10 protein-coding genes and 1 pseudogene are annotated in these 15,852 nt (G+C 37.4%); 5 read left to right on the forward strand and 6 right to left on the reverse strand.

The genetic code is table 11. From position 1 onward, the window contains the following. Positions 1-2: 2 nt before the first annotated feature. The 4 genes from AC2SLT_RS12460 to AC2SLT_RS12475 all read right to left on the reverse strand — a co-directional run bounded on the left by AC2SLT_RS12460 (position 3) and on the right by AC2SLT_RS12475 (position 3,681). Positions 3-851 (reverse strand): ABC transporter ATP-binding protein, encoded by an 849-nt coding sequence (locus tag AC2SLT_RS12460; protein WP_486547975.1) that lies wholly within the window; start codon positions 849-851, stop codon positions 3-5. Continuing rightward, complete coding sequence (locus tag AC2SLT_RS12465; protein WP_486547976.1) at positions 851-1,618, reverse strand: ABC transporter ATP-binding protein; 768 nt, start codon at positions 1,616-1,618, stop codon at positions 851-853. Before AC2SLT_RS12465 ends, AC2SLT_RS12460 begins: the two co-directional genes overlap by 1 nt. Then, positions 1,615-2,712, reverse strand: coding sequence for a branched-chain amino acid ABC transporter permease (locus tag AC2SLT_RS12470; protein ID WP_486547977.1), 1,098 nt, complete (start codon positions 2,710-2,712; stop codon positions 1,615-1,617). Before AC2SLT_RS12470 ends, AC2SLT_RS12465 begins: the two co-directional genes overlap by 4 nt. Positions 2,713-2,802: 90 nt before the next feature. Beyond that, complete coding sequence (locus AC2SLT_RS12475) at positions 2,803-3,681, reverse strand: branched-chain amino acid ABC transporter permease (protein WP_486547978.1); 879 nt, start codon at positions 3,679-3,681, stop codon at positions 2,803-2,805. 352 nt (positions 3,682-4,033) lie between these two features. Between AC2SLT_RS12475 and AC2SLT_RS12480 the strand changes: the two genes are divergently transcribed. The 4 genes from AC2SLT_RS12480 (at position 4,034) to AC2SLT_RS12495 (ending at position 12,393) form a co-directional block, all read left to right on the forward strand. Beyond that, complete coding sequence (locus tag AC2SLT_RS12480; RefSeq protein ID WP_486547984.1) at positions 4,034-4,126, forward strand: helix-turn-helix domain-containing protein; 93 nt, start codon at positions 4,034-4,036, stop codon at positions 4,124-4,126. 1,856 nt (positions 4,127-5,982) lie between these two features. Next, the gene (locus AC2SLT_RS12485; RefSeq protein WP_486547979.1) at positions 5,983-6,501 is read left to right on the forward strand and encodes a hypothetical protein; all 519 of its coding nucleotides are present in this window, start codon (positions 5,983-5,985) and stop codon (positions 6,499-6,501) included. Further along, positions 6,498-8,927, forward strand: coding sequence for a hypothetical protein (locus tag AC2SLT_RS12490; RefSeq protein WP_486547980.1), 2,430 nt, complete (start codon positions 6,498-6,500; stop codon positions 8,925-8,927). The genes AC2SLT_RS12485 and AC2SLT_RS12490 overlap by 4 nt, the downstream gene beginning before the upstream one ends. After that, a complete protein-coding gene (locus tag AC2SLT_RS12495; RefSeq protein WP_486547981.1) occupies positions 8,893-12,393 on the forward strand; it encodes a tyrosine-type recombinase/integrase in 3,501 nt (1,166 codons plus the stop codon). Before AC2SLT_RS12490 ends, AC2SLT_RS12495 begins: the two co-directional genes overlap by 35 nt. 1,103 nt (positions 12,394-13,496) lie before the next feature. Here the strand turns inward: AC2SLT_RS12495 and AC2SLT_RS12500 are convergent. Further along, positions 13,497-13,625: pseudogene (locus AC2SLT_RS12500) on the reverse strand (IS3 family transposase); the annotation flags it as partial. Between the two features lie 622 nt (positions 13,626-14,247). Between AC2SLT_RS12500 and AC2SLT_RS12505 the strand changes: the two are divergent. Continuing rightward, positions 14,248-15,381, forward strand: coding sequence for an SEL1-like repeat protein (locus AC2SLT_RS12505; protein WP_486547982.1), 1,134 nt, complete (start codon positions 14,248-14,250; stop codon positions 15,379-15,381). 82 nt (positions 15,382-15,463) lie between these two features. Here AC2SLT_RS12505 and AC2SLT_RS12510 read toward each other — a convergent pair. Continuing rightward, positions 15,464-15,852 (reverse strand): SOS response-associated peptidase family protein (locus AC2SLT_RS12510; protein WP_486547983.1); only part of this gene is annotated, 389 nt, incomplete at its 5' end.

Raw genomic sequence — 15,852 nt, forward strand, 5'->3', positions numbered from 1 at the left:
GATTATCGCCAAGTCTTTTTACGTTTAAAACGGACAGCCTGCTCTATCGATTGCTGAGTCTGACCAAGATAGAACTCTTTAATGTCATCTGAGTTCATTAGCTCTGAACTGCTACCCGCCATTACAATGCGACCTGTTTCTAGTACATAGCCAAAATCCGCTGCTTTGAGCGCTACTCGTGCATTCTGCTCTACCAATAAAATAGTCACGCCTTGCTCTTTATTAAGCCTTCTAATAATAGTGAAAATCTCTTGAACCAATAGCGGTGATAATCCAAGTGATGGCTCGTCAAGTAACATGAGCGCAGGCCGAGACATCAAGCCACGTCCAATAGCCAACATCTGCTGTTGACCCCCTGACATAGTGCCAGCAGTTTGAGAACGGCGCTCATATAGAATCGGAAAGTATTCATATATCATCTCGAGATCACGGGGAATCTCAGCTTTATCTCGGCGAGTATAAGCGCCCATAATAAGGTTGTCAGCCACACTTAAAAAAGGAAACACTTCACGTCCTTCAGGCACATGGGCAAGACCTCTTTTTACCAAGCGATCAGGCTGAATGCCATCAATACGCTCACCTTGAAACCAGACTGCACCTTTACGTGGGTTTAGAACACCAGATACCGTTTTCATTAAGGTGGTTTTACCCGCCCCATTAGCCCCTAAAATCGTGACAATTTTGCCTTCAGGCACTTCAATATTGACCCCTCTTAAAGCCATCACAGGGCCATACAAGGCTTCAAGATTACGAACCTCAAGCACGTTATTCTTGATTGGCGCATCAATTAAAGGCAACGGTGGTTCAGGTAAATTCGGTGACGTGGCAGATTTGGCTAGCGGTTTTTGCATTAGATATCCTCCGTGCCAAGATATGCTTCAATGACGACGGGATCGGCTTGTACTTCAGCAGCAGTCCCCTGTGATAAGGGTTTACCTTCTGCTACTGCCAAGACTCTATCAGAAACTCGATTTACCAAGCTCATGTCATGCTCTACCATTAAAATTGTTAATCCTAAATCTTTTTGCATATCCTCAATCCACCACGCCATCTCACTTGTTTCCTCAACACTAAGTCCTGAGGCAGGTTCATCCAATAAGATAACCTTAGGATTTGAAGCGAGTGCCCGTGCAATCTCAACCACTTTGCGGATTCCATAAGGCAAGCCTGCAATAAGCTTATCTCGGTATGCCTCTAAACCCAAAAAGTCGATAACTTCTTCAACTGCACGGCGATGGGCCCGTTCGCTACGACGCACACTAGGCAAAAACAATAACTCTTGTAACCAATGGGTGTCTCGGCGTGAGTGACGACCGATCAATAAGTTCTGCAAAACGCTGGAATGGTCAAAAAGTTCAATATTTTGAAAGGTTCTGGCAATGCCAAGCTTAGCAATATCATGAGCGGGTAGTTTGGTAATATCAGTACCGTCGAATATAATGCGGCCCGCGCTAGGCTCATATAACCGACTAATCAAGTTAAAGATAGTAGACTTGCCCGCCCCATTAGGGCCAACTATGGTAAATACTTCGCCCTCTTGTACTTCAAAACTAACATTGTCGACTGCTTTAACACCGCCAAAAGCGATAGAAAGTGACTCTACTTGTAATAGGCTCATCGCATCCGCTCCGTTTTTAGATAGGTCTTAGTACGTCGGAACAAACCTTTACGGTACAAAGGAAACATCTCAAGCCACGTGCGAATCTTGACCCAAATACCATATATGCCTCGAGGCTCATAAATAATAATTACGACAATGACTAAGGCGAATAGGGCAATATCGATACCAGGATACTGCGATAGGTTAATACCTGTTGTTTGGTTAAGAAAATCGCCAGAAATTGAGATAACTTGTGGAAGCAAGACAATGACGATAGCACCAAATATAGCCCCGTGAATGGAGCCAAGACCGCCAATAACCACTTGAAGAAGGATGGTAATTGATATAAGTACTAAAAAGCTCTCATAGTTAACAGCCTGAACAAAGTGACCATACATAGCGCCTGCGACACCTGTAATGGCACACGATAAGCTAAACGCAAGGGTCTTAGATCGGGTGACGTTGACGCCTAGGGCTTTGGCTGACACTTCACTATCTCTAATGGCCAAAAATGATCGACCAGTAGGGCTGCGTAGCAAATTAATATAAGCGAAGGTAATGAGAACCACTATGATAAGGCATAGATAATAAAAAGCCCGAGGGGTCGCATAACGGTCAATTTGATAGTCGAAGAATAGGATAGGAGAGGCATATAATCCTGCGACACCCCCTGTTATAGGCTCAGCAATAATAGCCACATCTTCAATAATTATGCTAAGCGCAAGGGTGGCAATCGCTAAATAAATGCCACTCGTTCGCAAAATGGGTCTGGCGATAATTGCACCAATTATTCCTGTAATAAGTGCACAGGCGATCAAGGCAGGTATAAAGTGCCAACCTCTTAGCATTAAGGCCATATGACTAAAAACACCTATCGCCATAAATGCGGCATGGCCTAAGCTTACTTGACCGGTATGACCGATAAGAAGCATTAAACCAAGACCTGCGATAGACCAAATAAGAATGGCACTAAGCTCGCTAATATAATAGCTACTGAGCAACCAAGGTGCTGCCATTAGCAATAATAGAAGCGCTATATACTTGAGTCGGTGCGCATTGTCTTTAAAGACATTGATGTCTTGATCGTAGCTATGCTTAAACTGGGCTTTCATCTAAAATTATCATCCTTGATAATGGGTAGAAATATCCTATGTCTAACTGAACTATAATAACTATAAGGGTTCAAAAATAACTATAAGGGTTCAAACCTTTTTCTGTTTAATTTGCGCAAATATACCACCAGGCCGGAGAATCAATACAATCAGCATAAGCACATAAGGCGCTACTTGACCAAAACCCATAGGCAAATAGCGACTAGCAAAGGGTTCGATAATACCAACTAATAGACCACCAGCTAAAGCGCCGGGTAGCGAACCAAGCCCGCCAATAACAGCCGCTGCAAAAGCTTTAATGCCAAATAACAGACCAACAGATGGCTCAATAGCTCCTTTTGCCGCAAATAAAACGCCAGCGATAGCCGCAACAATACCGGACAGCGCCCAAACAATACCGTTAATTCGTTTTACAGGAATGCCCATATAGTATGCTGCCATTTGGTTTTGGCTACTGGCTTGCATAGCGATACCTAAGCGGGTATGGGCAAAAAAGAAGTAGAGGACGCTAGTAAGCGCAACTGTTGAGATAATAATGATGACATCGACATAGGCGATAGTTAGCCCCATAAAGCCTAGCATCTTGCCTGAAAAAGGCGTTTCAAGAGAAAGCGGGTTATGGCCCCAAATGATGCTGGCTGCAAAGCGCATCAAAAAGCCTAAAGCGATGGTCAGAATAATCATAGCGAATTGTGGCTGGCCAAAAATACCACGAAGTATAAAGCGGTCTAATAAGTAGCCGAACAATCCCATAATGAGGGAGGCAAGAGTGATGCCGAGCAAGAAGGGTAAGTTAGCTTCTGAAGCGTTAATAAGAGAGATACCTAAAAAAGCACCTAACATCATCATGTCGCCTTGAGCGAAATTAACAGCTTCTGATGCTTTATAAATGAGTACGAAGCCTAATGCTAATAGCCCATAAATACAGCCGTTAGCAATACCGCTTATAAGCAGTTGCAGGATATCCATAAAATCCCTTTATGTGTTAAGCCGATTACCAATAATCGACCTATATTTGTAACCAACCAGTATCATTGGTTTCTATACCGCAATCCATTTGCTGGCACACTACTACGAAAGTTACGTTATAATTATTAAACACTATGATATTTTATTAAATACGATGTTATTTTCTTAACAACTGGTGATTTTGAATCAACATACCTAAATGTCATCGTTAATGAATTTTAAATCATAGTAATAAATAGTAACTTTTCGTAGTATGTATTTACATTACATTAATAATTTAGGGTTGTCTACTAATTGATAGATATCAAATTTCTGTACTGTTATTACCTACTGAGAACGGGAATCATTAAGAATCAACTTCGATACTATTGATAAGCTTTGCGCATTTTTAGGGGTGGAAGTAGGTGATATATTTGAGTACGTTGCTGATACTGATGAACAATAATTGAAGTTCTAGAGTAGAGGTCAAAGTTGAGATCTTTATGAGTCACATAATTTAAGGCAGGCACAGCTTGGGCACAATTTGGGGGTATTTCCCAAGGACTGTTTGACGATTAATCACATAGACTAGAAGAAGAGGTTGGCATGAATAGAGCAAGAATTGAGCAATGGGTGTAAGCCCTTATAAGCCCTTATAATACAAGCACAAAAAAAGCCCCAGTCATAAAGATTGGGGCTTTCTTGTTCTTGCTAAATGCTGGTAGGCGTAACTAGATTCGAACTAGCGACCTCTACCATGTCAAAGTTGTGCCACGAATTTTACGATAAATTATATAATACGTATATTAACCTACATATTTTGATATGTAAGGGTTACAGAGAATTATAAAATACCAATAAAACTAAGTACGTTAGGGTAAGTTAAAAAATTAGGGCACCATTTAGGCAACCATGAATGACAGTGTTTTGACCTTCACCTTAATCGTCACTGTAGACTATTTTTGATGCTATTTTGATTGAGATTCATATCTTTTTCAAAAGATACAATTCAGGTATGAATGTGTTTTTTGACATCGTTATGACTTATTTACTCATCCAAGTTTTTAAATCTGATTCACTTTTCTTAAAATAGGACAGGATAGCAAAGCCATTATCTGGGCGGTATCAGCTTTTATGTTCAAACATTTAATAGAGGGATCAAACATTACCGGTTTACAAGGTATCAGCTAATAATTGGTTTTTTGGTGATAAAGATACTTATAGTGATAATTTGTTTAGGGAATCCGATTCAGTCATGTTTTATAGAAGCCAGATTCTAATATTTAAATGGAATTAGCATATCTCAGTATAGCGAACTAATTTATTATTGAATCGACGGCAGTTAGCGTGCTGGAAGCTAAAGCGATTAGATTGTGACGAGCAGTTCTTATACAGGGGATGAGATTGCTAGAGTAGATCTAGCAAAAATTAAAGACTTGAATAAAGCGTATGAGTCTCTAGAGATAGCACAAGTTGACTGGACTTAAACTGGACCTTATGAAGTTAATCATTTTATCGGGCAAGTAGTTGATATGTTTAAAAGGCATGATGAACTAGTTCAATCAATTGTTGAAGAGTCAGGATCTACAGTTATTAAAGCTAACGTAGAGATTAATGTATGTATTAGCAGCATTAAGCTAACTACTGAGTATCCGTTCTTCTGTTTATATTGAATTTGGGTAACGTATAACCATAGCTGTATTTCTTAAATGAACAAATTGATGAGATTGTGAACCCTAAGGATATGATTATTGAGCTTCCTGGAAATGATTTTGTACTAGTGCACTATGGTAAAACCACAGTGATTATGTAAGTGCAGATGAAATATTAAGACTTCTTCAGCTATCTTGGGATGCTGATATTAATGCGTTTAGCTTATTTAGGGGAAATAAAAGCACATATCTATAACAGAAAATTTTATAGTCAGACAACCTATGTTGTCTGGCTTTTTTTGTAGGTATAGAAAAAAATCATGACTGCGCGCCCAAAATAGTCGGTAAATACTCATCAATTTAGTATTAATAAGGGAAATAAAACCTTAAATCCACGTGATAATGAAGAATAAGGTTAGTGAAGATACAAAAATAAGCAATAATGTAGTGTTTAGTATATATTTAGTGAAACCCCTTAATTATCAAGGTTTTTTGAAGCCAGTAAATAGAGATTAAGTACTTGATATTGATATAGTTACAACATTTTTTCTTAAGTTTAAGTATCGTTTTTGAGATGGATAAAATATTTACGTAATTTCATGTCTGTTTAGGTATATTAAATGAAAGTGTGGAGTAACTGCATATTCTATTGATATTTTAGGTGGGTCAAATGAAAACAGCGAGAGTATCTTGGTTAGCCAAACAGAACATCTTAATAGACAACTCTATGGAAGATTTCTATACATTATATCAACACTATATTGCTACAGAGCTAATGTATAAGTTGCAAAGTCCGCTACTGCAAAACTTATTACAACAGCCGGTTGCTCTTAAGAAAGAAGCTCAGGGGGATTGCTGGTTGGCTAATAATTTTGGTTTATTGGTACTAATAAACAAAGATGACTTTTTAACGATCTGGAATGAGAGAAAGCTCGACGTCATCAGCTGGAGTGACATTAAACATCACAAAATTAACCTGGTAACTGAGACACTGAACATTTTGGCTATCATCTCTCGAAGTCGTTCAAACTTATGTCATGCTGAAATTTTCAAAACATTAAAAAAGCAGTTAAACAAAGATGAGTGGTTAAGCTTTCACGGTAAAAATAAGTTTTTAATTACTGATTATCTAGAGCAGGTCGGTATATCACAGTCTACATTTGATCGCTCGCGGGGTTGTGTGCTATGACAGATTTAGGCGAGAAAATGGTAATCATCGATCTAGCTGATTTAAACACAGCTCTAGCGTTAGCTACTTCAGATCTTGATACGGAACTCTGCAAAGCTCTCGATAAGTTAATTATTAAACTACATCGTGTAGTAACTGCTGATCTGAGTCTCGAAGAAGATGATTTTAGTCAGCTAGCAAAAATTATTACTTTTGATTATCAAATATCACGAAAGTGGTTTAAAGGTAAATCATTAGAGCATCAGCTTATCGCAATGTTAATAGATGCTGTGAAATCGTCCACTAATTCTAATAGAGCTTTATGGTTAGCAATTATCTTTTATCAAAGCTTAATATTAAAAGCTCATGGTAAAACAAAAGAGTCTAAAGGTCTGATTAGGAGGTTCAAGACAGCCTACTTTTATACTACACGAAACTACCAGTGGATTTGGAGCGAGCTCCCAGACTTAAATAAAGCTGAAGAAGTGACACCTGCGTTTATTCTAAATACATTTGCATTAATGCTCGATAAACTAAATCAAAATAAAGCTGAAGCTGAGTCTAATAGGGTAAGAGGAATAGTTGAAGCTGAAGAAACAACAAGATTTAGAGATAAAAAGCTTAATCAAATAAGTGAGCTTAAAAAATATATAGAAATGGCGTATTACCCAAATCGTAAGAGACAAAAAAAGCCATCAAAGCCAAAAAAGAAACCTAAAAGCAGTAGCGCTAATAAAAATGAAGAAGAGGGGCGAAGTAAAAAACTCAGACCGCCTAAACTCTCAGATAGTGTCGCAAGAATACCTTTTGCTACATCATTTAATAATATAGACAGCCCAATCAGTGAAAAGGGTAGGGCAGTATTAGATGCAATCAATGTACAAGAAAGTATAATTGATTATGCAACTAACGAAGAAGCTGTCGATGTCATGCCACCTAGGGTGGATATTTATTGGTCAATAAGTCAACCACAAAATCGGCGAAGGAGGAGTTTTGAGTTAGATGCTGTAGATTTTAGTGTCAAGCAACAACATATCAGCTTGCGAGAGTTAGAGTTGCCTTCAGATGTAAATATGCTCTCACCTGCATCTTGTAAGCTTGTATTTAACCAGTTGACATCAGACTGGGAAAGTGAGATTAAAGAAACAAGTCTGATTGCGGCAACTTTATTACTTGCAATGATCACGGCATGTCCAGTGACAAGTTTACTTGAAAAAGGCTTTATTGAAAAATCAGGGTTATTCTTTATAGGTAAACGTAAAGGTTATCTACAGTCGAAGCTTGGGATAACTACGATAGAAGAATACAGTGACAATAATCTAAATAGTACCGATCTAATTAAATTACCTTTGCCTGTCAACTTGTTAAAGTCTGCGATAGAAGCATCTAAAAGTCAGATTCAGCTCAAAGAAATTACGGTGTATTTAAAAAGTCTAAAAGAAAGCCTGAATATAGTGTATTTAACTATTAATAAAATTGAATCAGCGCTACATTTTATTTTGAGGCGATATGTCGACGGCAGTAACTCTCATATAGCAGATATTCTTTGTCGGGCTGATGCAAGTCAAGCACCTGCTGTATTTTATAGTAGCCATTCTCATCAAGAGCTAATAGGACACTATAAAAAAGCACTGCAGTTTATGAATATACATAACTGTTTTGATCTCTCTTATATTGACAGCCATTCAGAAGATTTTTTAACAGGGTCAGGGTTTGCCTTAAAGGTAGAAAGTGTTAGGCAGTTTTTTCAACGCCTTAGGCAGTGGGTAATAGAGAGTCAAGGCGCAAATCAGCTATTCAATCGATTTAGTGTTTTTACATGGTATTGCTTCTGTATATTAACGGGGACTCGGCCGAATAACAAGTTACCTAATGCAAAGGACTTAGATATTGAGGTTGGGTGGTACCAAGTCTCTGACAAGCCTAACAAAGTGACTCAAAACCATAGATTAATACCACTCTGTTGCTCGCTAAGAAAGCTCTTCAAGCTTTATAGGTCTTATCTGAAAGCGATTGATCGACCTTATTCAATTGCACTCAGCACCACCATCCATGCAATTAAGTTTGGTAGAGATGTTCCTTTCTTGAGCTTACTAAATGCAGAATTAGACAAGTTAACCCCGATTAAACGAGGGGCTGTTTCTATGATGACCCAAGATCTGACGCCGTTTTATGATCCTTATGGTACTAGGCATTTTGTTAGGGTGAATTTAGAGCAACAAGGGGTAAGTATGACTTTAATTAATTCGATCATAGGACATGAGAAACATGAGGACGAGGTACTGAACTCATATTCCTCAGTAAGTAAAGCAGCAATCAAAAATGTTGACTCCAATTTTGAGCAAATAGCTTTAGAGCTTGGCTTACAAGAGTTTAGTGACATTATTTGTAAAATCATAGAGGTGCATCCTTTTGTCAAAGAATATATATCCTCCGAAAATAGTTGATGGGTATACAAGGTCACTTGGTGACCTTGGGTATCAGCTTGAGGTTCATGAGCAGAGTGTCACTAAGGATCGTTACGAAAAATATAAGCATAATGTCGCTCTTCAAAGTATATGGGATAAATGCTTGAGACAGCAACAAAGCTCATGTGGTAAATATGAGGTGAAACAAAGTGGTCTTAAGTCTGTTAAGAAATACATAAACAGGTTTTATAAACAATCTTTTATAGATGCTCAATTATTTAAATTTGTATCGCAGAGCTATTCTTGTATTAAATATCATCAATGGTATGCGGTATCGAAAGCTTATCTCTTAAATTTATCTAAGAAAAGTCAGGTCTTATCACCCAAGGCATTTGAAGAATTTCAGTCAATTGTGATTGAAGACCTGAAGAAGAATTATAGTAAAGGGAAACGTTTTGAATCTGCTTTTAATAGGTATGTGAAGTTTATTGATTTTATTAATAAAAATTACCTACGTAAGCCTTTTTATTATGCATTACCTCAAATTCATAAACCAGGCAAACGAAACGACCTTATTATTCCAGCAAACTGGGTTGCCGACAATAAATACATTTATCAGATAATTAAATTAGTAATAGGGCACTGGGAAGAGACAAGGTTAGATTCTGAGGAGCAGATAATAGCGAGTTTGGTACTCTCAGGTATTGTGTTTGGAGGTATAAATGACAAAAACTGGCTATTACCATGGCTAACTCAGTGCCTTAATAATCAGTTGCAGCCATTCATAGACAACACTTTGCAAACCACTATTAGATATAGAAGCTTTCAGTATGGAAACGAACGTATTGAATGTCAGGGAGAGTCACTTCAAAACCATAGATCAAGCTCTCTGCTCTTCAACAGCCATCAAATCGTCGTAGACACTATAAGTCAGTGCTGGTTAGTACGCTACTATCAATTATCAGCCGTTAAGCTTAATACGCTCACTACGTTAGATGATATTGAGAGACTAGTTATAGAGTATCTGAAGGTGATACTTGAGCCACATAGCATACCTATACCCTCACTCAGTCAGCTTTTAAAAGCGGCCAGTTATCATTGGGAGATTCTTCCAGGTGTCGATTTGGATCAAGCATTAGTAAGTGTCTTACAAGGGGCTACTAATACAGTAGGGCTACTAGAGTGTGCTTTTAATGACCTGATGGATGCAGAGTATGATCAATCTTTAGAGCCTTATTCCACTCAGAGTAATAGTAGCGTTATGAAAAGTAGTTACTCAAAGGTTAACCCTCCTTCTTTTAAGGTAGATTATCGTAAGTCAGACATTATCAGTTTTTTAAAACAGCAGTTAGAAGAAGCGCTTCCTAGAAAACACAGATATCCTGTTTTTACTAACACTAAAACGTTATTTAGTACGACACCTCTAGCAATAAATGAGCCAGTAGTTGTCAAAAACTGGTATATGTATGGAATAAAATCAGAAGTTAGCGTCCAACTAATATCCGATCGCCAGCTATATGAAAAGGTATTGGTACAGTGGGTAATTGAACTTCTGAAACAGCCAAAAATGCCAAAGCTCAGTACCATAAGTAATTATCTGGGAAAAGTAGGTAATGAGTGGTGCTATTTTATGTCAAATCAATCAGACTTAGAGTATTGGGACGAAGATGACTTCATTGAATTCTACGACAGTGTATTAGATTTTAAAGCTGCTGTTCAAAATAATAAAGCTCTCAATCAACCAGCGAAGCTACTTCAACGCATACACAATGTGGGTGTTAAGTTTTATGGATTTCCAACTGTACGGATTGAACAGGCAAAAACTCAAGTCAAAGTAAGATCAGAGTGGCTCTCTGTACAAGCTTATCACGGCATTCTAAAGCAAATACACTATTCGGCTGAACCTATAGAAAAGGATATGCTAATGCTGTTAATCATTTTAGCGTACCGCTGTGGGTTTAGAAAAAAAGAGCTGCTTGGTATTCGGATAAAAGATATTGAAGGGCTGCAGTTAAATGAGCCTTCTATAATAGTGAGGCCAAATGCATACCGAAAACTAAAAAACTATAGTAGTAGGCGCCGTATTCCTGTTTATTCCTTATTAACACCTCGAGAGTTGAATTTATTCATTCGCTATGTTCGATCTAAGACAGGTCAAGGTCCTGGGACCTATCTATTTAGCATTATGGCAGCAAGCCATCCTATAGACCCGGATGTGCCATTAACGCTTTTACGAACGATGATGAGATATATAGGTGAGAGTAGAGAAGTCACTTTTCATGGTTTACGTCATACAGCAATCACCAACTTAGCCATGCTGACTTGTTCTCGCTCCAAAGTGGTTGCTGCACTCACTGGATATTCAGATGAAGATGTTAAAAGGGTTCTGACAGGTTTGAACGGTGTACATCACGACGGACCTGACAAGTGGAAAGCGCTAGCAAGGGTAGTGGGACACATTTCACCGAGTAGAACCTTTGAATATTATTATCATGCTGCTGCTCTTGTCGCAACTTATGAGCTGGCCAATGCTAATATCAAGTTGCCCAAAAGAACTTTTATAAATATAACAGGTATTAAAAGAAGGGCTCTAAAGGATAATAAAATTGTTTACGATGAAAGTGGATATGTCTCCATCAAGTCTGCAATACCTTGGCTATATAGGCAAGTTACTCAGCCTACCCAAGAGCGTCGAAAGCCCGTTGAACATAATATTATGCTATCAACTATTGATGAACAAACAGAGTCTGAGATTTTTGGAGTAGCTGTTTCTGATACATTATTAACGCGTTATGGTATTCATCAAGTATTAACGTTGTTGACTAAAATTGAAAATCTTTGTCTTAACCTTAGTTCTAATGCTAAAGAAAGAGTTGAAAAACAAACAATCGCCTCTGGAGCGTCAAAAGCCGGGATAGCACCAAACGATGCCAAAACGCTATATGAAAGAGCTAAGGTTATATCAGCAATACGAACCACAGTAAAGCAAAGAGAGAGTTATCGGTTCGTAACGGAAAAATATCAGTTAACACCAATGCGTATCCATGAGTATATTGAACACGAGTTAATGGCACTTATGTATAAAGGGCTGCTAGAGTTAAGAGAGACCCGCTGGGCCGAATATCAATGGTATTTGAATATGGTGGCACAGCGTATCACATCGACTCATGCCACTATATCCTTCCCGTTAAAAGAGTTTGATGAGCTAAAATGTTTTATGAATATCACTCAGGATTTACTACAGAGCAAATATCTCTTGGTTACTGCTAATAAAGCATTACTCTCAAAATTCAGTAGTTGTGAGGGGACGCAAAGCGTTAAAACTATATGTGACGATATGATTTCTACCTATTTACTAGGTATTGGTATCCCTAATACCGTGAAAGATGCACCAAAGAAATGGAAGTACTCTTCACTACTCAGGTTTATCGTTCATATGTTTTTAATTATGGATGAAGAAGTTTCGTTAGCAAGCTTGTCGTTAGCATTTGAACGAGGTAGGTGACCATGCGTAACAACAAACTAATTAAAATTTAAAAACTGTTTTTCTAATAAGTTATTAGCTAAAGTTGTTTAGGAGTTGGTTTAACCGCATCGCACAGTACAGTACTATCATCAGCAAAGATATCACCTAAAGATATAAATTTACGACTTTGGTAGGTTTAATCAGGGTGGGCAGTATCTCGTTTAGATTTTTGGTTTTTCATATATACAACCACTTAAGCCTTATGGCGTTCAATAGCGTCATCAGAGCTTGTCAGCGGAAGGCGCACTTTTTTGAATGCCAGGGTAATCACTAATTAAAATTATTAAGTTAGTTAACTGCTTATTTAATTATCAATTAAGCGATTGTTTTGTCTATTTAAAACTCAGCCAGTTATATATAATTTTTAGGCCTAGAATTTTAAAATGACTATATACTATTATTAAGCTTATCCTTAAGTTAAGATGAAAGTCGATAAATATTAATAATATTCAATATTTGTGTTTATAAAAGATGCGAGAGTTTTAATGTTTATAAAAAACGTAACGTCAATTTTTAGTAAAATAGGACATATCTGTGAGTTAAAGGCTGATAAAAGGCGTTTAGATGCACTTTTGCAATGTCTAGAGCAGGGCGAAGAAGTCAGAAAAACTAGATCCTATCAAGAAAACGAAGTAGCTATTTTATGGTACGACCTTTGGTCAGTACTATTAGATCCTGCAACGTATCATCTAAAGAGTCTTAGAGGCTTTGGTTTTTCAAAGTTAGGCGACTGTATATTATTTATACCAAGACTAGTAACAAGCTTACTAAGGGTGTTATTGGCGAAAGCTTAAAGAATTGATTGGGATGAGATGCATAAGCTATTCGGTGGCAATTCTAAATTTACACCTGGTGGAGGGTATGGGGTTTCATTGGGTGTAGTGGTCAACTAAAATTGGACAACTCATAAGAGGTCTTTATTGAAATAGGTCTCTCTTTAGCTGTTGGTGTCAAATAATCATTAAAGCTATGCGGTCTGACACTTTGGTAATAATCCGAAATATAAGCGCTTACAGCCTGTTTGGCCTTATCGATATTTTCATAACCTTTTTTTGGCATCCATTCAGATTTAAAGTTTCTAAAAACCGTTCTGTAAGCGCATTATCCCAACAGTTGCCACGTCGGCTCATGCTATGCGTCATACTATCGCACCTAGCAACACACTTATAGTAATCCTCACTGGTGTAATGACTGCCCTGATCTGAATAGATATTTAACTTGTAGGTAAATAATATCTTGCTTTAAATCTTAATTTAATGGTGAGATTTTAAATCGGTTAGATCAAGAAATATATCACATCAATTCTGAGTTAATGATAACAACGCTAAATGTAATTATGAGTAATGTAAACTCTAACCATTCTAAAAATATAAACTGGTCCTTAGGGCTATGTAGAAGTCAATATTAGATAGTATCGAGTTTCGATTATTATGGTCTAGTTGCAGAATGTTTTAAAAACAGTGATAGTTTATATCACTACCGATTCAAAGGTATGATGGGCTTTAAATGCATCTCTATAACCTTGTATATGTAATTCAACTACTAAGCTTTAAAATCCCATATTAAATCACCGTACTTCATAGCTTTTAATATGCATTGTTGATTACCTAACATACATAGCCTTATTAAAAAATGTTTAATGTTCTTACATGTGAATTCAATATAGAGTGTCACATATTTTTAAGCTATAAATAGCTTGTTAACTAGTACAATTAAATAATTTAAATCTGATTTGTTAAAGTTTGGTTAGGATACTTTAAAAAGACCAACAGCGCGTTTTTAACAGGTCACAGTGCTATTATTTGCAATGAACTTAACAAAATTAATAACCTTATGAAACTGTCAAAATTTAAATACAAATTATTTGTCTTTTTTCTTCTGATTGTTCCTGTGTTAAGCTCGGCTATTCCCTTTGACCATTCTCAAAGTTTAGTAAGCCAAGGTAATGCAATAGCAGAAGCTGCCCACGCCACCTTAGTACATGAAGGACTTAAAGAGGATGATCCGAATGTACAGCAAGAATTCAAAAAAGCTGTGATCTTGTATGAGAAGGCAGCACAACAAGGAAATGCAGAGGCGAAATATTGGTTAGGAGTAATGTATGACCAGGGCTATGGTGTACAACGTGATATTGAAAAGGCTGTAGAGCTGTATCAACAATCATCAGATCAAGGTTTTGCAAAAGCACAAGCTAGCTTAGCAGCTATTTATGATATACGTGGGAATAGAGAAAAAGCAATCGAGTTATTTAGCAAAGCTGCAAATCAAGGTTATGTAGACGCACAATATTCTTTAGGTCTAATGTATGATAGAGACGACGGTCTCTATGGAGATTACAAGAAAGCAGCTTATTGGTATGAGAGGGCGGCTAAACAGGGTGATTCATCTTCGCAATATAACTTAGGTCAATTGTATGAGCATGGATATGGTGTCGAACAAGATTACTTCAAGGCTGCAGAATGGTATGAAATGGCAATCAAACAAGGCTCAAGAGAAGCAGAGCTAAGCTTAGGAGATTTATATTTCTTTGGCTACGGCAAAGTTCAAAACTATCAAAAGGCTAAAGAGCTTTATGAGAAAGCAGCGGATAAAGGTCTTGTAAAGGCACAATATAAATTAGGATTAATGTATTCTAGGGGCTATGGAGTAACTAAGAATTATCAAAAAGCAGTTGAATGGTTTCAAGAGGCAGCTATTATTAATCCAGAGTCAATGTATAGCTTAGGGGTTCTGTACTCTGAAGGTTACGGGGTGCGTCAGGATTATTATAAAGCAGCTGAATTGTTTAATAGAGCATCAAACTGGGGTCATGCAGAAGCACAATACAGTTTAGGTTTGTTTTACTTAAAGGGTCAAGGAGTACGTCAAAGCTTTATCAAGGCTAAATATATGTTTGGCAAGTCCTGTTACAACGGCTTCCAACTTGCATGTGATAGCTTTCGTGATTTAAACGAGAAAGGCTTTTAAAGTTATAGATTAGAAGTATTACAGAGTTGTGGGAGCTATACTTTTTAGTAAATATCTCTCAATTTTGAACTGTGATTTCTATTTAAAGTGCATTAAACTCAAATAATGCACCATCAATAACACTCATCAAACTTTCAATATTAGTGTGCTCGGCATTTAAATAATCATCTCTATTGTACTGACTTACCAAGTAAATCGAACGCTTCTCCTTACCGGGCTTATGAAACTGACTCATAAAAGGCTCATCATCCGCATTATGCGTTAGTAGCGTAAAGCTATGTACTGGCTCATTAAAGTGATTGTTATACTCGTACATGCCAGCGATGGTAAACGCCATTTTATCTTTCCTATGGATACGCTTCCATTCACTTTTATTATTATCTCCGCTTAAATAGTACGGCTCCATAAATCCTGCCATTGGTACTAAACAAAACTGGTTTTTGGTGAATGCAGGCTCAAATGTCTTTTTAC

The sequence above is a fragment of the Psychrobacter sp. CX18 genome (genome assembly GCF_057396215.1).

Excerpts from the sequence above, each read along its gene's own strand:
- AC2SLT_RS12460 (WP_486547975.1), bottom strand. The coding sequence starts at position 851 with ATGCAAAAACCGCTAGCCAAATCTGCCACGTCACCGAATTTACCTGAA.
- AC2SLT_RS12465 (WP_486547976.1), bottom strand. The coding sequence starts at position 1,618 with ATGAGCCTATTACAAGTAGAGTCACTTTCTATCGCTTTTGGCGGTGTT.
- AC2SLT_RS12470 (WP_486547977.1), bottom strand. The coding sequence starts at position 2,712 with ATGAAAGCCCAGTTTAAGCATAGCTACGATCAAGACATCAATGTCTTT.
- AC2SLT_RS12475 (WP_486547978.1), bottom strand. The coding sequence starts at position 3,681 with ATGGATATCCTGCAACTGCTTATAAGCGGTATTGCTAACGGCTGTATT.
- AC2SLT_RS12485 (WP_486547979.1), top strand. The coding sequence starts at position 5,983 with ATGAAAACAGCGAGAGTATCTTGGTTAGCCAAACAGAACATCTTAATA.
- AC2SLT_RS12490 (WP_486547980.1), top strand. The coding sequence starts at position 6,498 with ATGACAGATTTAGGCGAGAAAATGGTAATCATCGATCTAGCTGATTTA.
- AC2SLT_RS12505 (WP_486547982.1), top strand. The coding sequence starts at position 14,248 with ATGAAACTGTCAAAATTTAAATACAAATTATTTGTCTTTTTTCTTCTG.